Here is an 18,162-nt window from a genome sequence, read left to right on the forward strand (position 1 = left end):
TGCCCGACCTGGGCGCCCACCACCCCGAGCGGCCCATGACCCGATTTCGGCGAGGTCGCTGATGGATCGCCTCGACGAACTGCTGAACGTGGCCGGCGCCCTGCTCGAACGGGTCGACCGGGTGCTGTCCGAGATCGGCGCGCCCGGTGGCCACGACGTCTGGCGTGAGCTGCGCCGGGTGCGGCTCCTCCCTGGAGACGCCGCCCGTGCGGTGGCCGCCCTGCATCCCACCGCGATCCTCGACGCGGCACCCGAGCTCCGTGCCGACGCTCGCGCCTACGCTGATCTCGCCGACGCGCTGCCCCTCGCCAGTGACTGGACCGGTGAGGCCGCCGAAGCCTACGAGACGGCCCGCCGCACCGCCGCCGAACATCTCAACGGCGGCCCCGACAGCCTCGGCCACCGCATGTCGGCAACCGCCGACCTGGCCGACTCGCTCACCGGCTGGATGCTCCGCACCCGTGCCAGTGTGGCCGCGGTCCTGGCCGAGGCGATGCTCTCCACCGAGACGATCGTCCTGACCACCGGCGACCACCCACCATCCGACCAGGCAGACGCGGCCGCGGCGATCGGCGCCCGCCTCCTGCGAACCGTCGCCGACGCCTACGACGAGGCCGAAGACCTCCTGACCGGCTCCGCCGACCTACAGGCACCCTTGTCGGTCTGACGTCCGTGTTCGGTCTGCCGTCCGCCCTCGGGCTGCCGTCCCGCTCGGCTGTCCCGGCGCTGCCTTTGCCGGCGGGCCAGGGGGTTCGGGCGGCGGCAGAGGCGCGCGGGGGTCGAGCGCCCACCTCTGCCGCCTGGCTTCTTTCTTCCCGCTCCTCAGCCGGGTGCACGTTTTGCGTCCAATGTGGCCTTCAGGGGACGGTGACTTGGTTTCGCGCCGAGGTCATGTGCGCTTGCGGCGGCGGGAGGTCAGGTACACGGCTGCGGCTCCGGCGGCGATCATGGCGACGCCCGCGATCAGGAGGGAGACCACTCGGGGGCCGGTAACCGGCAGGGCGGCGGTGCGCAGACCCGTGCCGGAACCCGACGAACCCTGTCCAAGCGTGTCGTCATGCCCGGAAATCCCCGATACGCCATCCCTGCCGGACACGCTGCCATCGCCGGACGCGGCGTTCTGGCCGGGCGCGGTGCCGGTGCCGGATGCGGCGTTCTGGCGGGACGTGGTGCCGGTGCCGGATGCGGCGTTCTGGCCGGACGTGGTGCCGGTGCCGGGCGGGGTGCCCTGGCCGGGCGTAGTGCCGGTGCCGGATTTGACGCCCCGGCCGGATGCGTCGCCCCAGCCGGAGTTGATGCCCCGGCCGGATGTCGTGCCGGAGCGCTGACTCGACGCGTTGGCCTTGGCGGTCGTGTTCTGGGACGAGTACCGGCCGATGATCTTGCCGGTCGGGGCTACTGCGGCAGCCGAAAGCGATCCGAAGCCCAGGTCGGCGACCACACTGGACGGACCGGCGGCGACCGGACCGGGACCTCTGTCCACATTGCGCGTCAACGTCACCCGGATCGCCGTCACGCGGGCTGCGACGGCGTTGTTCTTGCTCGCCTGGCGTACGTCGCCGAGGGTGATTCGTAGCGTCGAGCCGGATTTGCCGTCCGGCGTAGGAGTGGTTTCCGTCCTGCCGAGCGCCGGCAGTCCGGAAACCTTCGGCAGTGGCGGGTCGCCGATCGGGTCGAGTCGTGTCGGCAGCGACTCCAGGGTCCGAGTGTCATCACTGAGCGTGATCTCAATGTGGTCACCCGCAGTGCTGAGCCGGGTCTTCTTGCCGTCCTTGCCGGTGACTTCGACGACCGGCGGCTGGTACTCGACCCGGCTCTGACCGGTCGCGGTCATGCTCACCCGCAACTCCGGGGCCCGGAGCAGGCGGAGGCGGACCTCGTTGTCGGCCAGGCTGATCCGTCCAGCGGTGATGGTTGCGGAACCGACCGACTGCTGGACGCCGCCACGGAGCCGCAGGGCCGTACCGCTGCGGCTGGTGATCTTCTCCGGTATCCGGACCAGTGATGCGCTGCCGCCTCCGGCGATCGTGACCCGGCTGATCCCGGCCGATGCCGAAGAGGTGTCGCCCACCGCTTTTCCGCAGGCCATGCCGTGGGCCCAGACCGCCCGGGCGCTCAGACTGCCGGCGCCGACCTGCATCGGGCCGAACTTCTTCGATCCGGTACGCCTGGTGTCCGCCTTGGGGTTGACCGGAGGCGCCTTCTGGATGGCGATGTCGCCCCGCTCCTTGGATCCGGTGACCTTGCCGTTGAGGGTCCGGGCGGCGCCGGCCGAGTTCACCGGCCCGTCCGCGATCACCACGGTCCGGACGTCACCGAGCCCGACCCCACCGACAGCCGAGTCTGGCTTTCCGCCCTCCAGACCGGGTGCGGCCGTACCGGAGGAGCCGGGTGCGCCCGTACCGGAGGAGCCGGGTGCGGCCGTACCGGAGGAGCCGGGTGCGCCCCTGCCGGAGGAGGCGCCTTCGCCCGTACCGGATGAGGTTGCCTGGCGGTTTGCCGGCTTGCCGGCGGAAAGGAGATCGAGTCGATCGATCCGGAGGAACTCGGCGGAGGATTGGGCGGCGTAGTGCTTCGGCCGCTCGCAGGGCGGGGGAGCGGCCGATGGGACGAAAGCATCGAAAGGTGACACCGCGAACGCCGGCGAAGGGCCGATCACCGCCCCCGCCAACCCGAGCGCTACGACACTGGCGGCCACCGAGCGGGCGCGAGTCATGGCTGGTCCTTTCGAGGCGTAGACGTCTACGGGACTGGCCAACGAGGGTCGATAAGTCCGGTTGCGGGGCATCTATGCGACAACCCTCGCGGGTAGTTCAAATCCGGCATTTGGTACGGCTTGCCAGCCGTCGTAGGGTTGATCGCATGGGCATGCTGTGCGCGGTCAGTTTCAACCGGTACGGCCGCCTCTACTACCTCGATCCCGCCGGTTTCACGCCGGCTGTCGGCGACCGTGTGCTGGTGCCGACCGATGACGGTCCCGAGGTGGCGGAGTGCGTCTGGGCGCCGCAATGGGTCGACGAGGAAACCGACGGGTTCCCCAAGGTCGTCGGGATCGCCGACGACCAGGACCTGCACCGGGACGAGACGTTGCGGAAACGCAAGGCCGAGGCCAAGGTGGCCGCGAAGAAGCTGATCAAGGCGCACGAGCTGCCGATGAAGGTCGTCGCCGTCGATCACGTGCTGGATGCGCCGGGCAACGGCGGCGCTCGCACCACGATCTACTTCACCGCGCCGCACCGTGTCGACTTCCGGTCACTGGTCCGCGACCTGGGCGCCACCCTGCACTGCCGGGTCGAGCTGCGTCAGCTCTCCGCCCGCGACTCGGCGCGGGTCCAGGGCGGTATCGGCTCGTGCGGCCGTGACCTGTGCTGTGCGACGTTCCTGACCGATTTCGAGCCGGTCACCATCCGGATGGCCAAGGATCAGGACCTGCCGCTCAATCCGCTGCGCATCTCCGGCGCGTGCGGCCGCCTGATGTGCTGCCTCAAGTACGAACACCCGCTGTATTCCGGAAGCGGCACAAACGACTTCCATCAGGGACAGCGGGTCACCCTCGCCGACGGGACCGAGGGCAAGGTGTCGGCGAAACACCCGCCATCCGAAACCCTCACCGTCCGAGGGCTGCAAGACGGGCAGCCTCGTCGCTGTTCGGTCGCCGACGTCTGCGGCTCCCGGCGAGCTTACGACGGAGGTGATGCCTCCTAAAAACAAACAGGCCCGGCAGGTGTCCTACCACCTAAGCGCCGGGCCTCGACCGCTGAAACGGAGCGATCGTGAGCACCAATCGTACCTCATCTACGCAGGTGGCGGCATGAGCATCGAGGCCCTGGCCTGGGCGCTCGAGCAGGCCCCGGACGTCGCTCCCCACGAGCTGCCGACCCTGATCGGACTCGCCAACCACGCCCACGCTGACGGCACCGCCGCCTACCCAGCCGTCCCGAAGCTCGCCGGCTACGCCCGCAAGGGCGACCGCGCCGTGCAGCGCGACCTCGCCTCCCTCTTGGAGAAGGGCGTGATCCGGCTCGGCGACCAGCGCCACGTCGCGCACATTCCGGCCGACCGCCGGCCCGTCGTCTACGACCTCGCCCTCGAGCGGCGCATGGACGGCGGAGTCGTCCAGCCCCCGAAGCGTCCGGTCTCCGGCCGGCCGGCTGCGCCCATCGGCCAGCCCGCTCAGCAGCCCGCTGCGGGTGACGGATCACGTCCGGGGGCGAAGGGTCAGGGTGCGTCGTCCCGGGCCGACAGGAAGCCGTGGCAGGACCAAGCCCCGAAGAACGAGCGGCGCGGTGCCGACCCGGTGCCGGACGGCGAGAAGTGCGTGATTCACCTCGGCTACCTCAAGCACAACTGCGGGGGCTGCAAGGTCGACCGCCAGGTGGCGTTGCGCGAGCAGGCCGAGGCCAAGCTGCTGGCTGCCGGCGAGGACCCGGAGATGCTCCGGCTGATCAACGAGCTGGCCGACCGGCTGGAAGGGAGCGCAGCATGAGCGCCTGGAAGGTCGGCCGGTTCGTCATCATCTTGGCGCTCGGCGTCGGGGCCGGCTGGATCTCGCTCGGCCACGTCTACGAGTTCGTCATGGAGCACAGTGCCGCCGGCACGCACCCGTCCACCGGGATCATCGTCGCCGCTGTGTCCGAGCTGATGCCCCTGGGTGTCGCGGTGCATGCCCGGCTCGAGGGCCGCTTCAGCGGGTGGGCCATCGCCCTGCTCCTACTGGCCGGCGGCTTCAGCCTGTGGGCGCAGATCGCCACGGCCGACCCGGGCGTCGCCGGCTACGCCGTCGCGGCCTTCCCGACGCTCGCCTTCATGGCGCTGATCAAGTTGGTGATGGGCGGCCACGAGGTGGAGCAGGCCGAGCCGCACGCCGCTGTGCAGCTCGGCCCGATCCCGGCGACCGTCACCAAGGTCGCCACCCCGCCCGCTTGGGGCGTGTCGGCAAACGACGGGCGGGAGTCGGGGTCCGGCTCGGCCGCCATCACGGGGGAAGTGGCTGCCGAGCCGGACGTGAGCGCGACGCCGACCTCGCCAGCGGCGAAGAAGTCGGGCGACAGTCGACCTCGCAGGTCGGCGTCGCGGGCTCAGACCGCTGCGAAGATCCGCGCCGTCCGCCACGAGCTGGAGGCGGAGCTGGGTCGGAAGGTTACGCAGTCGGAAGTGGCGAAGAAGGTCGGGTGCAGCACCGCGACCGTCAGCCGCGCGGAGTCAGGTAAGACGAACCTGAGCCTCGCGGCGTGATCCAGGGAGACGAGCCGCATCACAGGAGGTTGTGGCTCGTCTCCTTCTCGGTCGCGTGCCGCAGTGCCCGTGTGATCTCGTCGATGTCGAGCCGGTCGAGGTAGTCGATCATCAGTGAGCGCACGTCCTTGACGACCTCCGGCAGTTCTCCGGGCTCCAGGTCTACTGGCGGGATGACCGCGCGGAACCGGTCGTCGTTGATGGCGCTGGCGATGAGGCGCTCGGCTACCCAGAGCGGTGAGCGCTCCTTGAGCACGAAGGTCACGTGGACGCTGGTCTCGGTCGCGTTCTTGGAGTGGGGGTTGTGCACCCATCCGCGAGGCAGCACGAGGGCTTGGCCGGCGGTCAGCTCGACCGTGATGTCCGGGCCGCGCCCCTTCCACTCGTCGACCCATTCGTCTTTCCACATGCTGGTGGACATGGCGTGGTCACGATGCGGGGCGTCGGCCTTCGGCTCGAACAGCTCCCAGGTCTTCGATCCCTGCAGTTGCACGACGAGCCCGAGATACTGGTCCCAGTGGTGCTCGAGCCCCTGCTCGCCGGCCGGCGTGACGAACGCCGAGACGTACGTCGGGTACCCGGTCTCCGCCTGGATCGCCGCACAGATGGCGCTGAAGGGCGGATGCCAGCGGTTCATCTCGCGCAGTTGGAAGGTGCAGCCCTGCTCCAGGAGCAGGTTGACGGAGGCCGGAGCCACGCGGTCGTCGACCACGAACCGGGAGGGGTGCAGGCCCTCGCCCTTGTAGAAGACGTTGACGTAGTCACCCGGCGCGCAGCCGGCGTCGAGGAAGCCGAGGATCGTCTGCGCACTGAGCCGCTTTCCGAGCGGGCTGCTGTCCGGGAGCGGGTGTGTAGCTGGACGCTCCGGCCAGCTCCGCAGCATCTCTGAAACGGTGTCGGGATCGAGGAGCATATGCAAGGACATGGGTCTCTCCCAGGGGCGAAGTCAGTTCGGTGGGAGGGGGCACGGCGTCGTGGTGTGGTGCCGGTGCGGGCAGCAGATCACGGCCATGACCAGCACACTCCAGCCGGCTAAGGCGTAGTGCCACACCGCGTCAGCTCCGTTGAGCAGCCCATCGCGCGAGTGCTCGACCTTGGCCTGAAGTGGCTCATAGGTGAGGATCGGGTTAGGCGGGCGCGACTCGTAGTTCATGACCAGCCAGGCCATCGCCTCGTCAACCTCGGTCCAGGTTGTCTGGCGCGTGGTCTGCCGCCTTCGCAGAAGGTAATTCCCGGTAGCCACCGGCGGAACCTCTGAGCTGATGAATCCCGGGTGTTCGGGCTGTCGCACGAAGTCGTTCTTCATCAAGAAGGTCTCGTCTGGCCCGGTCCACGGCCCGTACCCATGCCAGTGCTGCACTCCAGTCGCCATTGCTCCCCTTGATGCGGGCTGGCCGCACATCGCAGCGCGGCCAGCCCCTCGTCGATCAGATGTCGCCGGACTCGAAGGCGTCGAAGAAGTTCTTCAGCTCGCCGCGAGTGAACCGCAGCGTCGGCGAGTCAGCGCCGAGCTTCGAGTCCCCGATGATGATGGCGTCCTCGTCGCCCGGCAGGATGGCTGCGGCCACGCACGACTCCATCGTGTTGGTGATGCCGCCGCCACAGAGCTTCCGGAGGTTCACTCCGGAGGCGTCGATGGCGTACAGGTCTTGAGCCGTCATGAGACGATCTCCTCTCAAGGGGTACTGCCATGCGGGGATTCGGTCCCCGCGCCGGTGGTGCACCTGCACCCCGGTCCGGTCGTCTGCTTTCGACGGGAGGCGATCGGGCCGGGTGTCTCGGGGCCTAACGTCAGGCCGCGTTCGCGGAGTCGTTAATCGTGTCGGTCCAGCCGAGCACTCGCTCGAACAGGTCGCCCGGCACTTCGGCGTTGATCATGTCCATCACGATCGACATGAGGTACAGCGTCAGCGAGGTGGTCTTCGTGCCGTACTGCTCGGCCAACTCGACCTTCGCTGGAGCGCACGGCCAGGTCTGGTGGCACGCCCTGCAATCCCAGGTCGAGTCGTCCGGCTGATGCTCGGTGCGCGGTACCAACATCACCGCCCACCGTTCCCGCGATAGCGCTGTGCCGGCGTGAGCCAGTCGGTCCGCTGCACCTGGCGGTCGCGCTCGACGACGGACAGCCGCTGCGTTGGAGCCGACCATGCCGGATCAACCTGCCGTGCTCTGGCTGCCTGCAAACGGATCTCGATGCACTCCCACGGAAGACCGCATTCGCATCGAGTCCGACCGAAGGGCTTCCACCACTTACGTGGGCGTCTCGCGTGCATCGGTCCTCCCTTGCAATCGGGAATCTGACGAGCACTCACGATCGGGTGGTGATCATGGATGGACGTCACTCTCTCGTGTGCAACACCGTACGCCGTGCAACTCTTGTGTGCAACGAGACACGACGTGCAACTCAAACGGAGTATGCAACTTGCACGGGGGACGCAATGGGCCGAGGGTGTCCGTAATTTGCAACACTGGGCACACCCTGCACAGGAGGTGGCGATGGGGACTGCAAGTGCAAGGAGCCTCGGCACGGCCTTGCGCAAGCTGCGGGTCGGCGAAGGCGACGAGCGCAACCCGCAATGGACCCTTGACGAGGCTGCGGCCAGCTTCGATGGGCATAAGTCGAAACTGAGCCGGATCGAGCGGGGCTTGACTGCCGCCGCACCTCGGGACATCCGTGCCCTGCTCGCGTTCTATGGCGTCGAGGACGCCGAGTTGACCGAGGCCCTGCTCACCCTGGCCCGAGGCGGCCGGCGGGGGAACTGGTGGACGGACTACCGCGACGTCCTGCCTCGGCAGTTCACCGCGTACCTGGGCCTGGAGGCGGAGGCTGAGGCCCTGCTTGCATGGCAGCCGAACGTCATCCCGGGCCTACTGCAAACCGCAGGGTATGCACGAGGGCTGGTTCTTGCGCACCGTCAGCGCAAGAATGAGGAAGAGGCGACTCGACTCGTTGAGGCCCGCATGGAGCGCCAGGCAATCTTGCAAGGACCGAATGCGCCCCTGCTGCAAGCGATCATCGGCGAAGGTGCGTTGCATCGGATGGTCGGTGGCAGGCAGGTCATGCATGAGCAACTGACTCACCTGGCCGAGGTTGCAGAGCAGCCCAACGTGCAGGTGCAAGTCCTCCCGTACTCGGCCGGCGCTTACACCCCCGAGGAGGGCGGCTTCCAGGTGTTGCGCTTCGCCGACACTGCGGCCGGGGAAGTAGTGTGCGTGGACCTCCTCACTCGGACCCTGTACGTGGACGATAAGGGTGAGGTCTTGCAGTACCGAGATGCCTGGGAAGACGTACTTGGGAAGGCCGCGCCGCACCAGGAGTCCATCAGGATGATCATGGCGGCAGCCGAGGAGATGAAGTGATGGAAGACCCGACCAAGGGGTACGGACATATCGACCCCAACACGCTGACATGGCGCAAGGGCAGCCGGTCGAACGGAAACGGCGGCGATTGCGTCGAGGTGGCCGACCTCCCGGACGGCGGCTTCGCGGTGCGCGACTCCAAGAACCCGCTCAGCCCCGCGCTCTGGTTCACGCCGGCCGAGAAGGCGGCGTTCGTCGAGGGCGTCAAGAACGAGGGTCTGCTCGACTGACCCCGCAACGCAGAGAGCGCCCCACCCCGCATCGCTGCAGGGGTGGGGCGCTTCGCTGTATCTACCGGTCGATCGGCACCAGCACGGTGCACCACTCCAGGAACTCGGTCTCGTCCCGGCCGGCGGCGAGCTGCTCGTCGTAGTCGATGTCGGGCGGGCAGCAGGCGAACTCGAAGACGCTCGGGTCGTCCCAGCCGACCTCGGCTCCGTCCTCGTCGGCCGCGCTGTAGCCGGCGGCCTCGGCCGCCTTGCGAGCCAGCTCGACGTCCGCCGGCCGGAAGCCGGGCGCGCACCAGATCCCGCCGGTGCTGTCCTCGGGTACCGGCAGGAACCGCACCAGGCCGTCCGCCGAGATCCAGTCGACGATCTCCCGTGCTTCCGTGCTCACTCGCTACCTCCCCCTTGGGAGTCCGCCATGCGGCGTACCCCCTGCTCACAGGCCCTCGTGGACCGGTGCAATGACGCTACGACAGCTCTCAGACACGTCACTGTTGGAGCAGTCGGGTCCTGTGGATATGGCGTGGCCTAAATGCGGACACATCATCTCCAAGTGCCCGGCGTGAGTGACACAGCTCACGCAGAGCCTGGTTATCTCTTGATGGTCTGGCGTCGATCTTGCCGCCATTCCCGAGCCACGACGGTACACCATTCTGAGCAGCAGTCAAAGGTTGGCTCTAGCTGGTACCAAGTAGGGCGTTTAAACGGGTGTTCCTGCTGGTCACCTTGCAGTCATGGCTGCAAAGAATCGCTTGACGGAATGGCGTGTAAACGTAGTCTCGGGCTCTAGCGGAATTGCGCTAGACCAGGCTCTAGAAAGAACAGGCAATGCCCCTCCCTATTCTGTCAAGCGGAAGGGGCATTGCCGCAGGTCAGCGGACGGGGCAGGCCCCGCTCGCGCACGCCTCGTCGTAGCCGACACCCTGCTCGGCCATGTACGCGTAGATCGCGTACTCCTCCGGGCTCATGCGCTCGAGCGGCATCTGCGGCCGGCCCTGGTCGGGCATCACCGTGGTGCCCTTGAGGTACGGCAGGTACTCGCGGAGCGCGGCGTCCAGCTCGGCCGGGTCGGTGTCCGGGTCGATGTTGCAGGTGTAGGAGATCGCGTTGCCGCGACCCTTCCCGCCGTCCACGTACTCGGTCTGGAACATGGCCTGCGTGGCGAGCTTGTCGGCCAGGCTGACCTGGTCCTGGCTCTCGATGATCTCGAGGGCTTCGGCCTCCGACCAGCCGAGCGCGACCATCTCGTCGAGCAGGTTCACCCGGGTCGGGTAGGCCACGACCAGCGTGTTGCCGCTCCGGTCGTAGACGTCGACCTCGACGGGCAGGCCGGCGGCGCGGGCCATCTCGACCTCGCCCAGCTCGAACGGGACGTTCTTGTTGAATCGCACCCGACGCCAGTAGTAGATAGCGTACAGCTCCTGGATCGACGCCGGGACGCCGGGCAGCATCGAGGTCGAGCCGGTCGGCGCCTCGGTCCGGGTCTTGATGGGCTCCGGGATGCGCAGCTCGCTGGCGATCTCGCGGGCCGCGTCCTCGACGACCTGGGCCAGCTCGCGCAGCTTCTCCCGCTCGCGGCGGGACTTGTGCACCTGGCTGTAGCGCTGGCCCTGCTTGTTGTAGAAGGACTGCGCGCCCATGTGGCCGACGCCGATGCGGCGCTCGATCTCCATGATGTGCTTCTGGCCGGCGTCGTTCATCGTGCCGAACGTGGCGCGGACCAGGAAGCGGGCGGCCAGGCGGTGCGCCTCGAACAGGCCGAGCCAGTCGACCGGCCCGCCGCGCCGGCTCGGGGCGAAGTAGTCCAGGTTGACCGCGCCGAGCACGCACGCGCCCCGCTCGGGCAGCGGGATCTCGCCACACGGGTTGGTGGCGATGATCTCATTGACCTCGCCCACGTTGCTCAGCTCGGAGTTCCAGTACCCCGGCTCCCCGTTGGCGGCCATGTTGGCGACGACCAGGTTGTGCACCTCGGTGGCGTACTCGTCGCCGTCCTTGAGCGCCTGGATGAAGGCCCCGTCGATCTCGACCGACAGGTTCGTCGTCCAGTGCAGGCCGGAGTCCTGCTTCACCGTGATGAAGTCGCGGACCTGCGGGTCGGTCCAGTGCACGATCGCCATCCGGGCGGACCGACGCTTGCCGCCGGCAATCACGCACTCGGCCAGGGCGTGGTCCAGCTCCATCACCTCGAGCGGCGTGACGTGGTCCATCCACCAGAACGAGCTGTCCTCGCCGATGAGCTGGTCGCGCTCGTAGCTGCGGTTCAGGATGCCGTTGAACTTGTGCAGCATCTCGGCCAGCGGCTGCGGGCCGGAGGCGACCCCGCCGAAGGTCTTGAGCCGCGCGCCCTTGGGCCGCACCTTGGTCACGTCGAACACGCGGTTCTCGTGCTGGACGTAGTCGTCGGTCATGTAGGTGTCGACCAGCTCGGTGACCGCGTCGGCCCAGCCCTGCCGGCTGTCCTCGACCTCGAAGCTGCCGACCCAGGACGGGCTGTACTCCGTCGACAGCAGGCCGGCGTCGAGCATGTCCCGGTAGTTCGGGTGCGTCGGGTCGCAGACCACGTGCACCTTCAGCGCCCGGCGCGGCGAACCGTACTGCTCCAGGAAGCGCGAGCTGTAGTTCCCGCCGACGCCGCCACCCTCAGCGAGCCGGTTCAGCACGAAGTCGAAGTGCTCGCTGAGCTTCTCGCCCCACGGCGCGACGTGGCAGTTGAACAGGAACTCGCGCCCCTTGACCCCGGTGGCGTAGAGGTGCCGGCCGGCGGGAATGAACGCCATGCGCAGCATGAACTGGTGCAGGCGCTCGTACTCCTCGTGCACCTTCGCCGGCCAGGTCGAGCGGGGGCCGTGGACCAGGGCGAGGTTGCCCTCGGCGACGCGGCGCACGGTGTCCGGCCAGGTCTCCGGGCTGCCGTCCTTAAGCTCGCGGGCGTAGGTGCGCTGGAAGACGACCTCGCCGGACGGGCCGAACGCCCACTCGGGGGCCTGCTCGACGGTCTGGCCGAGGTCGATGAAGTTGTGTGTGCTGGTCACGCGGTGGTGCTCGCTTCCGTGTCTTCGTCGTCTTCGTCGTCGCCGTTGAGGTAGGCGGCCAACCGGCCCACGCCGGCATCGACCAGCTCGGCCGCGCTCTGCTTACGCATGCCGAGCTGGTCGCCGACGCGGACCAACGTGAGGTCGAGGCCGAAGCGCAGGAACAGCGCTCGGCGCTCGGCCAGGGAGAGGGGCGCGTACTTCCAGCCGGCGTGGATGTCGGTGAGGTACGCGTAGATCGTGTTGCCGGTCTTCGGGTTGGCCTTGACCTTCGGCATGTCCGGGTCCGGCTTGTACGGGTTGTCCAGCCCGGAGTAGACGAACCACCGGTCCCAGACCGCCGGGAGCAGCCGCTCGACCAGCTCGCGGGTGTAGCTCACTCGCTCCACGCCTCCACGGCGACCTCGTAGGAGATCGACCGGCTGGCGCGCTGGTACTCGGTGCGGGCCTTGTCCTGGATCTTGCCGCGCAGCCAGACGTAGAGGTGGTTCACCTCGCCGGCCGAGAGATACCCGCGCACCCGCTCCGCGTTGCCGGCGCACAGGATCAGCGCCTCCTGGAACAGGTCGTCACGGTCGAGCAGCGTCTGCTTGCCGTACTGCTCGGCGCAGTGGGCGGCGGCCTGACGCGCCTTCTCCTCGACTAGCGGGGTGATGACGGACCAGTCGATGGTGGTGTCGGCTGCGGGGTATTCAGTTGTGGGTGCCACGGATGCTGCGCTCCTAGCGGATGTGCTCGATGAGGTTGGTCTGGCCGTCCTTGGTGAGGGCGAGGACGATGCCCGGGGCACCCGTGGTGCCGGTGGAATGGCGGAACCAGGTCGACTCGGACTCGAGGGCCGGGGCCTGGATGAATGTGCGCGGCCCGTCGGTGTCGACGACCAGGTGGTGCAGGTGGCCGGCGACCAGCAGGTCGGTCTGGTGCATCGGGCTGGCCTGGTTGAACGCCTGGCCCTTCCACCAGTCGAAGTGCCGGCCGGGCCGCCACATGTGCCCGTGCGCGGCGGTGACCACGGTGCCGGCGACGTCGAGCGTCACGGTCAGCTCGTCGGTCTGCGGGACGTAGAACTCGACGTGGTCCAGGCCGCGCGACTCGGCCAGCTTCACCGCGTCGGAGACCGCGATCAGCGCCTCGACGTCGTGGCTGTCGTCGTAGGTCGTCACGCCCTTGCCGTTGATCCGCACGGCCTGGTCGTGGTTGCCGGGCACGCCGGCCAGGGTGAGCAGGCTGACCAGCGGAGCGAAGGTCAGCACGCCGTGCAGCATCATGCGGCGGGTCAGCCGGATCTGCTCGGTCAGCGTCAGCGGGGTGCGCCAGACGTTCGCGCCGCCCTGGCTGACGAAGCCCTCGACGTGGTCGCCCAGGAAGACGACGTGCGCGTGGCCGATCGAGTAGAAGTCGGAGAGCTGTTCGAGCCGGTCGGCCGCCTTGTTGATGCAGTCGATGGCCCGGGTGAGCGTGCCCTCCACGCCGTCGCCGTCCGCCTTGCCGAACTGGGTGTCGCCGATCAGGATGACCGCGCCGTGGTCGCCGGCCGGCCGCGCGCCGCTCGGCTCGTGCGTCCTGATCGTGGCGAGCAGCTCGTCCAGCGGGAACCGGACGCGATCTGTCACGCTGCCCCGGCGTTTGAAGGCGAACTTCGTCGACACGCCCGGCTCGCCGTTCGGCCGCGTCCACTCGCTGACCTTGAAGCCGACCGCCTCCCACTCGGTGGGGTCGAGATCCTGCTCGATCAGCGTGGCCGTGGCCGCGTCCTCGCCGACCTTGACCGGCGCGTTGATGACGACCTCGGCGCTGTCCCCGGTGACCTCGACCTGGCGGGTGAAGTCTCGCTCGGGGACCGTCTGCCTGGCGGGGGTGGCCGGGCCGACCGGCTTGCTCAGCAGCTCGCTCAGCAAGCTGGGGGGCGTGTCCACTACTGCCTCTTCTCTGGCGGCAGGGACCGCCGGTACGCGCGAATGGTGCTGGCCGACACCGGGGTGCCGTGCCGGGTGAGCAGGTCGGACAGCCACTCGGCCGAGGTGTCGCCGGCCAGGTGCGCCCAGAACGCGTCGCGCTCGTCGAGCGACATCGCGGCCCAGGCCGCAGCCAGCTTGGGGCCGGCGTTGCCGTAGAGCGGGGCGGTCGCTACACCCATACGGCGGCCACCTTCTGCACGACCTCGACCTGGTCGATCGTGTGCGTCAGCGCGGTGCCGAAGAACTCGAACTCGCCCTCGGTCTCGCCGCCGGCCGTCGTCCGGCTGACGTAGCGGGCCAGCTCGATGCCGTCGCCCAGCGCCTTGATCTTGACCAGCGCGAGGTTGCCGTGCTCCAGCTCCTCGTTGGCGGCGTCGGTCAGCTCCTCGACGTCGACCGTCAGGTATTCCTCGCGCGGGACGTTGACGAGTCGGTCCTTGCGGCCAGCCCGGTGACTGTTCACCACGGTGTCGGTGCCTCCTTGCCGATCAGGGCGAAGATGCCGTCGAGGCCCTTCGCCAGGTAGGTGTCCGTCACGTCGCCCTCGCGCAGGTTGACCTGCTTGGCCTGGCGCAGCGAGCGGACGATCTTGCTGTTGAACTCGGCCCCGGCGTCGTCCGGGTCGCCCCAGACCCACACCCGGGAGAAGCCGGCCAGCATCCGGCGGTGCCGGGCGAAGTAGTTCTTCGCGCCGGGGATGGCGACCGCCGGCAGGCCGAGCACGCGGTCGAGGATCAGCGCGTCCAGCTCGCCCTCGCAGACGTGGACCTCGTCGCCGGCCCGGTGGATCGCGCCGACGTTGAACATCCGCACCGGCTCGCCGGCCAGCGTCATGTACTTGCCGTGGCCGGCCTCGCGGTGGTCGTGCTCGACCAGGCAGCGGAACCGGATCTGCAGGGGCATGCCGTCGCGGTCCAGGTACGGGATGGCGAGCTTGCCCACGTGGTGGCCGTGACCCGGGACGGGATCGCTAACGACGCCAAGACGGGCGGTAGCCTGCGCCTGCGGACTTAGTCCCCTTGCGGCCAGCCACGCGGCGGCGTCCGCCGTAAGCGCTGCCTGATACCTGCTCGTCGCCTCCTCGAGCTGCTCCCTCTGCGAATCGCTGAGAGGCCGCAAAGGCTCGCGCTCCTCGGAAATCGGTCTGCTCCTTCTCCATGATCAGGTCCCATGCGGACCCGGCCTTGCCACACGAGTGGCAGTTCCATAGCTGGCGGGTGAGGTTGATCGAGCAGGACGGCGTCCGGTCCTCGTGCAGCGGGCACTTGACCATCTGCAAGTTGCGTCCTGCGTGGACGAACACCTCGTAGTGCTCGAGCACCGCAGCGAGGTCCGGACGCTCGTCGCTCACAGCTCGTCGAGCCGGAAGTAGTCGCGGACCGTGGTGAGCACGTAGGCATCGCGCCAGTTCTTGCCGCGCGCCTTGGCGATGACGATGGCCTGCACGTTGTCGTCCGGGACGTCACGGTGCTTGGCGAAGTTGAGCCGCTCCGTACGCGCCTCGCGGACGAACTCGGCCGGGTGCAGCGCGCCCGACTTGGCCTCGATCACCGTGTAGCGGACGACCAGGTTGCCGCCCCGGATCACGAGGTCGCCCTCGTCGTCCTTGCCGGCAAGCCGCAGCCGTTCGATGTCGAAGCCCGCCTCGCGGAAGCCCTTCATCAGCTCGATCTCGAAGGCCGCGCCCTTGCGCTTGTTCGCCGCCGGGCTACTCATCCCAGGTCACCTTGACCTTGGCGAGGCTGATCAGCCGGAACACCCGCTCCTCGTTGAGGCCGAAGTGCTTGACCGCCTGCTGGACCAGGCCGGACGGCGGGTTCTCCCCGGTCAGCCGGATCAGCTTCTCTGCGAGATCTCGTTCGTTCACCGGGGAAGTCCGATCACGTTGCCCCGGTTCATCGGGGAGGTGGCGTGGAAGCGGGTCAGCTCGGGCTCACACCAGACGACGGCGTAGCTCCTCGCGGTGGGGTCGCAAGGCCCCATCCTTTGTTTGACGCAGGCGATGCGGTACTCCATCGAGTGCGGGTCCAGCGCCACGGTCAGCGCCAGCTCCGGCTTCTCGCTCAGCCCGCCCTTGACCTGGTCACGCGACGGCGGCATCCACGGGTCCTGCTTGGCTTCCCACGTCTTGTCGCTGGCGTGGTGCATCAGGATCACCGTCGAGCCGGTCGAGCGGGCCAGCTCGGTGGCCGACTGCATGACGGCCATCTGCTCGGTGTAGTCGCTCTCCGCGCCCTCGAAGTCCATGAGGTTGTCGAAGACGATCACGCTGGGGAAGCGATTCCACAGCTCGACGTAGGCTTCCAGCTCCTCGTCGACCTGCTTCCAGGTGATCGGCGAGCCGAAGCTGAACTGGATGTTGGAGTCGGCCAGAGCGTCGATGTACTTCTGCCGGCCCTCGCCGGCCATGCCCGCCTCGACCACCTCGCCCAGGTCGCCGGTCGCCATGCTGGCGAGCCGGCTCGACGCCGTGAAGGCGCTCATGTCCGCGCTGAAGTACAGCGAGGGCAGGCCCATCTGGGCGGTGAGGAACAGGGCCAGGCCGGACTTCTGTGTGCCGGAGCGGCCGGCGATCATGACGACCATGCCCTGGCGGAACTTCACGCCCCGGCGGTACAGCGACTCCAGCGCCGGCACCCGGGGCAGCTCCTTGCCTGACTCAGCGTTCAGAGCCAAGCTGCGTCCTGCGGTAAGCACTCGGTGTTTCCCTCCCTACTGAGTGCGAAGGACCAGGGGCGGCCCGCGAGCTGCGAGCCGCCCCACTCAGGACGTGATCTGTCAGAAGGACGGAGCCTCAGCGACGGCAGCCTTGATGGCTTCCTCCCGCTTCTCGGCGTACGCGCCGACCAGGCCGGCCTTCTCCGCGTCCAGGTCGCGCCAGACGAAGCCCGCGCCCGACTGGGTGGGAACCTTGTCCAGCCGCACGGCGACCGCGTTGTCCGGGCCAGCCGCGAGCACCTTCTCGAGGGTGTCGCTCAGCATCCCGTGCACGACCCGGGTGGCCTTGATGACCTCGTCCGGGACGCCCTTCTCCAGCGACTCCAGGGTGCGGAAGACGGTGATGTCCGCCGTGACCTCGTCACGGTAGGTCGTCTTGCCCTGGTAGGTGTTCGGCTGCTGGCGGGCGATCGACTTCGGCTCGATGAGGAACGCGACGTCGGAGATGTGGTCCTTCGGCTTGAAGACGGAACCACCGGCGAACGAGGACGGGGCGACGATGTTGAGACCCACTGGGAGACTCGCTTTCTGCAGGCTCGCTATGGCCTGCGATTCAGTTGTCTGACGTCTGGCTTGTGGACGTGATCTGTCACGTCCGACTGCGGGTGGTTCGGTGTGTCAGGCGAGCAGGTCGCGCAGCTTGGCGGCCCGCTCGCGGTTCCGACGTCCGTCCGAGATCGCGTCGTCGCGCAGCTCGGTCAGCTCGTCGATGGTCGCCTGCGCGTCCGCAGCGACCTGGTCCTGCTGGTCGGCCGCCGCCTCGAGACTGGCGACCGCCTCCGAGAAGCCCTGCGTGGCGTAGTCGGCGAGCGCGTGAGCGCCGGCCGCCGCGTCGTAGAGCAGGTTCTCGGTGGTCTGGATGGGGGCCGGCTGCTCCTTGGAGATCAGGCCCGCGAACAGGGAAGAGATGGTGGTGCTCCTCTCTCAGCGCTGCATCAGGCAGCGCGCCGGGACGTCCTTGACGGGCGTCAGGTTAAAGAAGCCGCACGGCGCGAACGCCCGCGACCAGAAGGCGAAGCCGATCAGCAGGACGATCACGACCGCGACCGCCAGCTCGACGCCGCCGCGCCTCACTTGCCGGTGAGCTTCGCGCCGCGAGCCTTGTACGCGTCCATGACGCCCGGCTCGCTGAACAGGGGCTGGTTCTCAGCCCAGAGCCGCTTCAGCTCGTCGACCGTCTCCGCCTTACCCAGCGCCTCGATGAGGCCCTTGGAGGGCGGCTCCTCGGCCTGAGCCTGGGCCGGCGCGGAGCGGGCCGGAGCGGCGCTCTCGCGACTCGCGTGGCCGGTGTTGATCACCTGGCCGCCGAGCCCCTTGCCGAGGTTGCCCTTGGCGTGGGCCAGCGCGGTTGCGTTGGTGACGATCTCGCTGAGCGTCAGGCCCTCGACGTCCTCGGGCTTCATGCCGAAGGTGTCGATGACCATCTGCCGGACCTGCGGGACCGTGCCCCTGGCGTTGAACCAGGTGTCCTCGTAGCCCTTGCCGTACTTGATCGTGTAGCCGATCGTTCCGGGCGCTCCGTCTTGCTCTGCCGTGGTGGTCACTCGGCGCTGTTCCCCTCTCCGTGGCTCATGCCCCAACGATAGCTCGGTGACAGATCGCGTCCACGCTTCCCATGTCAATGTGGCC

The 18,162-nt window shown here is 68.4% G+C and carries 25 protein-coding genes; 7 read left to right on the forward strand and 18 right to left on the reverse strand.

From position 1 onward, the window contains the following. The first annotated feature begins 61 nt into the window (after positions 1–61). Complete coding sequence (locus tag AB0E94_RS04275; RefSeq protein WP_360322304.1) at positions 62–667, forward strand: hypothetical protein; 606 nt, start codon at positions 62–64, stop codon at positions 665–667. 222 nt (positions 668–889) lie between these two features. On the opposite strand, the gene AB0E94_RS04280 is transcribed toward AB0E94_RS04275, so the two are convergent. After that, on the reverse strand, positions 890–2,302 hold the full coding sequence (locus AB0E94_RS04280) for a hypothetical protein (RefSeq protein ID WP_360322307.1): 1,413 nt from the start codon (positions 2,300–2,302) through the stop codon (positions 890–892). Between the two features lie 560 nt (positions 2,303–2,862). On the opposite strand from AB0E94_RS04280, the gene ricT reads away from it, so the two are divergent. The 3 genes from ricT (at position 2,863) to AB0E94_RS04295 (ending at position 5,235) form a co-directional block, all read left to right on the forward strand. Beyond that, positions 2,863–3,705: a regulatory iron-sulfur-containing complex subunit RicT gene (gene ricT, locus AB0E94_RS04285; RefSeq protein WP_360322310.1), complete on the forward strand. Its 843-nt coding sequence runs from the start codon at positions 2,863–2,865 to the stop codon at positions 3,703–3,705. 106 nt (positions 3,706–3,811) lie between these two features. Next, complete coding sequence (locus tag AB0E94_RS04290) at positions 3,812–4,486, forward strand: hypothetical protein (RefSeq protein ID WP_360322313.1); 675 nt, start codon at positions 3,812–3,814, stop codon at positions 4,484–4,486. Beyond that, positions 4,483–5,235, forward strand: coding sequence for a helix-turn-helix domain-containing protein (locus tag AB0E94_RS04295; protein ID WP_360322316.1), 753 nt, complete (start codon positions 4,483–4,485; stop codon positions 5,233–5,235). The genes AB0E94_RS04290 and AB0E94_RS04295 overlap by 4 nt, the downstream gene beginning before the upstream one ends. Positions 5,236–5,254: 19 nt before the next feature. On the opposite strand, the gene AB0E94_RS04300 is transcribed toward AB0E94_RS04295, so the two are convergent. The 3 genes from AB0E94_RS04300 to AB0E94_RS04310 all read right to left on the reverse strand — a co-directional run bounded on the left by AB0E94_RS04300 (position 5,255) and on the right by AB0E94_RS04310 (position 6,896). Beyond that, a complete protein-coding gene (locus AB0E94_RS04300; RefSeq protein WP_360322319.1) occupies positions 5,255–6,118 on the reverse strand; it encodes a cupin domain-containing protein in 864 nt (287 codons plus the stop codon). A 63-nt stretch (positions 6,119–6,181) separates the two neighbouring features. Then, positions 6,182–6,541 carry a hypothetical protein gene (locus AB0E94_RS04305; RefSeq protein WP_360322322.1) on the reverse strand — a complete coding sequence of 120 codons (360 nt, stop codon included), beginning with the start codon at positions 6,539–6,541 and terminating at the stop codon, positions 6,182–6,184. Positions 6,542–6,662: 121 nt separating this feature from the next. Further along, complete coding sequence (locus tag AB0E94_RS04310) at positions 6,663–6,896, reverse strand: DUF397 domain-containing protein (RefSeq protein WP_360322325.1); 234 nt, start codon at positions 6,894–6,896, stop codon at positions 6,663–6,665. Between the two features lie 233 nt (positions 6,897–7,129). Here AB0E94_RS04310 and AB0E94_RS04315 point away from each other — a divergent pair, with 233 nt between their 5' ends. From AB0E94_RS04315 to AB0E94_RS04325, 3 genes are all read left to right on the forward strand, one after another. Further along, the gene (locus AB0E94_RS04315; RefSeq protein ID WP_360322328.1) at positions 7,130–7,252 is read left to right on the forward strand and encodes a hypothetical protein; all 123 of its coding nucleotides are present in this window, start codon (positions 7,130–7,132) and stop codon (positions 7,250–7,252) included. A 515-nt stretch (positions 7,253–7,767) separates the two neighbouring features. Further along, positions 7,768–8,595, forward strand: a complete 828-nt coding sequence (locus tag AB0E94_RS04320; protein ID WP_360322331.1) for a helix-turn-helix transcriptional regulator — start codon at positions 7,768–7,770, stop codon at positions 8,593–8,595. Beyond that, a complete protein-coding gene (locus AB0E94_RS04325; RefSeq protein ID WP_360322334.1) occupies positions 8,595–8,825 on the forward strand; it encodes a DUF397 domain-containing protein in 231 nt (76 codons plus the stop codon). The genes AB0E94_RS04320 and AB0E94_RS04325 overlap by 1 nt, the downstream gene beginning before the upstream one ends. Positions 8,826–8,886: 61 nt before the next feature. Here AB0E94_RS04325 and AB0E94_RS04330 read toward each other — a convergent pair whose 3' ends face one another. The 14 genes from AB0E94_RS04330 to AB0E94_RS04395 all read right to left on the reverse strand — a co-directional run bounded on the left by AB0E94_RS04330 (position 8,887) and on the right by AB0E94_RS04395 (position 18,077). Further along, positions 8,887–9,213 (reverse strand): hypothetical protein, encoded by a 327-nt coding sequence (locus AB0E94_RS04330; protein WP_360322337.1) that lies wholly within the window; start codon positions 9,211–9,213, stop codon positions 8,887–8,889. 481 nt (positions 9,214–9,694) lie between these two features. Next, complete coding sequence (gene nrdJ / locus AB0E94_RS04335) at positions 9,695–11,857, reverse strand: ribonucleoside-triphosphate reductase, adenosylcobalamin-dependent (protein ID WP_360322340.1); 2,163 nt, start codon at positions 11,855–11,857, stop codon at positions 9,695–9,697. After that, entirely contained in the window at positions 11,854–12,237 is a 384-nt protein-coding gene (locus AB0E94_RS04340) for a hypothetical protein (protein ID WP_360322342.1), read from the reverse strand. Before AB0E94_RS04340 ends, nrdJ begins: the two co-directional genes overlap by 4 nt. Next, positions 12,234–12,566 carry a hypothetical protein gene (locus tag AB0E94_RS04345; protein WP_360322345.1) on the reverse strand — a complete coding sequence of 111 codons (333 nt, stop codon included), beginning with the start codon at positions 12,564–12,566 and terminating at the stop codon, positions 12,234–12,236. Before AB0E94_RS04345 ends, AB0E94_RS04340 begins: the two co-directional genes overlap by 4 nt. 13 nt (positions 12,567–12,579) lie before the next feature. Then, the gene (locus AB0E94_RS04350; RefSeq protein WP_360322348.1) at positions 12,580–13,773 is read right to left on the reverse strand and encodes a hypothetical protein; all 1,194 of its coding nucleotides are present in this window, start codon (positions 13,771–13,773) and stop codon (positions 12,580–12,582) included. Next, the gene (locus AB0E94_RS04355; RefSeq protein ID WP_360322351.1) at positions 13,773–13,994 is read right to left on the reverse strand and encodes a hypothetical protein; all 222 of its coding nucleotides are present in this window, start codon (positions 13,992–13,994) and stop codon (positions 13,773–13,775) included. Before AB0E94_RS04355 ends, AB0E94_RS04350 begins: the two co-directional genes overlap by 1 nt. Further along, entirely contained in the window at positions 13,985–14,281 is a 297-nt protein-coding gene (locus AB0E94_RS04360; RefSeq protein ID WP_360322354.1) for a hypothetical protein, read from the reverse strand. The genes AB0E94_RS04355 and AB0E94_RS04360 overlap by 10 nt, the downstream gene beginning before the upstream one ends. Next, positions 14,275–14,757, reverse strand: coding sequence for a toprim domain-containing protein (locus AB0E94_RS04365; RefSeq protein WP_360322357.1), 483 nt, complete (start codon positions 14,755–14,757; stop codon positions 14,275–14,277). The genes AB0E94_RS04360 and AB0E94_RS04365 overlap by 7 nt, the downstream gene beginning before the upstream one ends. A gap of 28 nt (positions 14,758–14,785) precedes the next feature. Continuing rightward, complete coding sequence (locus tag AB0E94_RS04370) at positions 14,786–15,166, reverse strand: CHC2 zinc finger domain-containing protein (RefSeq protein ID WP_360322360.1); 381 nt, start codon at positions 15,164–15,166, stop codon at positions 14,786–14,788. Continuing rightward, entirely contained in the window at positions 15,163–15,531 is a 369-nt protein-coding gene (locus AB0E94_RS04375) for a hypothetical protein (protein ID WP_360322363.1), read from the reverse strand. The genes AB0E94_RS04370 and AB0E94_RS04375 overlap by 4 nt, the downstream gene beginning before the upstream one ends. Beyond that, positions 15,524–15,682: a hypothetical protein gene (locus tag AB0E94_RS04380; protein WP_360322366.1), complete on the reverse strand. Its 159-nt coding sequence runs from the start codon at positions 15,680–15,682 to the stop codon at positions 15,524–15,526. The genes AB0E94_RS04375 and AB0E94_RS04380 overlap by 8 nt, the downstream gene beginning before the upstream one ends. Then, complete coding sequence (locus AB0E94_RS04385; RefSeq protein ID WP_360322369.1) at positions 15,679–16,491, reverse strand: AAA family ATPase; 813 nt, start codon at positions 16,489–16,491, stop codon at positions 15,679–15,681. The genes AB0E94_RS04380 and AB0E94_RS04385 overlap by 4 nt, the downstream gene beginning before the upstream one ends. A 102-nt stretch (positions 16,492–16,593) precedes the next feature. Then, positions 16,594–17,046, reverse strand: a complete 453-nt coding sequence (locus AB0E94_RS04390) for a hypothetical protein (RefSeq protein WP_360322372.1) — start codon at positions 17,044–17,046, stop codon at positions 16,594–16,596. A gap of 557 nt (positions 17,047–17,603) precedes the next feature. Continuing rightward, positions 17,604–18,077, reverse strand: a complete 474-nt coding sequence (locus AB0E94_RS04395) for a hypothetical protein (protein ID WP_360322375.1) — start codon at positions 18,075–18,077, stop codon at positions 17,604–17,606. Between the last annotated feature and the right edge of the window lie 85 nt (positions 18,078–18,162).

The sequence above is a fragment of the Actinoplanes sp. NPDC026670 genome (assembly GCF_040638175.1).
GTDB lineage: Bacteria > Actinomycetota > Actinomycetes > Mycobacteriales > Micromonosporaceae > Actinoplanes.

Coding starts and splice junctions, on each gene's coding strand:
- AB0E94_RS04275 (WP_360322304.1), top strand. CDS start 62: ATGGATCGCCTCGACGAACTGCTGAACGTGGCCGGCGCCCTGCTCGAA.
- ricT (WP_360322310.1), top strand. CDS start 2,863: ATGGGCATGCTGTGCGCGGTCAGTTTCAACCGGTACGGCCGCCTCTAC.
- AB0E94_RS04290 (WP_360322313.1), top strand. CDS start 3,812: ATGAGCATCGAGGCCCTGGCCTGGGCGCTCGAGCAGGCCCCGGACGTC.
- AB0E94_RS04295 (WP_360322316.1), top strand. CDS start 4,483: ATGAGCGCCTGGAAGGTCGGCCGGTTCGTCATCATCTTGGCGCTCGGC.
- AB0E94_RS04300 (WP_360322319.1), bottom strand. CDS start 6,118: ATGCTGCGGAGCTGGCCGGAGCGTCCAGCTACACACCCGCTCCCGGAC.
- AB0E94_RS04305 (WP_360322322.1), bottom strand. CDS start 6,541: ATGAAGAACGACTTCGTGCGACAGCCCGAACACCCGGGATTCATCAGC.
- AB0E94_RS04310 (WP_360322325.1), bottom strand. CDS start 6,896: ATGACGGCTCAAGACCTGTACGCCATCGACGCCTCCGGAGTGAACCTC.
- AB0E94_RS04315 (WP_360322328.1), top strand. CDS start 7,130: ATGAGGTACAGCGTCAGCGAGGTGGTCTTCGTGCCGTACTGCTCGGCC.
- AB0E94_RS04325 (WP_360322334.1), top strand. CDS start 8,595: ATGGAAGACCCGACCAAGGGGTACGGACATATCGACCCCAACACGCTG.
- AB0E94_RS04355 (WP_360322351.1), bottom strand. CDS start 13,994: ATGGGTGTAGCGACCGCCCCGCTCTACGGCAACGCCGGCCCCAAGCTG.
- AB0E94_RS04375 (WP_360322363.1), bottom strand. CDS start 15,531: ATGAGTAGCCCGGCGGCGAACAAGCGCAAGGGCGCGGCCTTCGAGATC.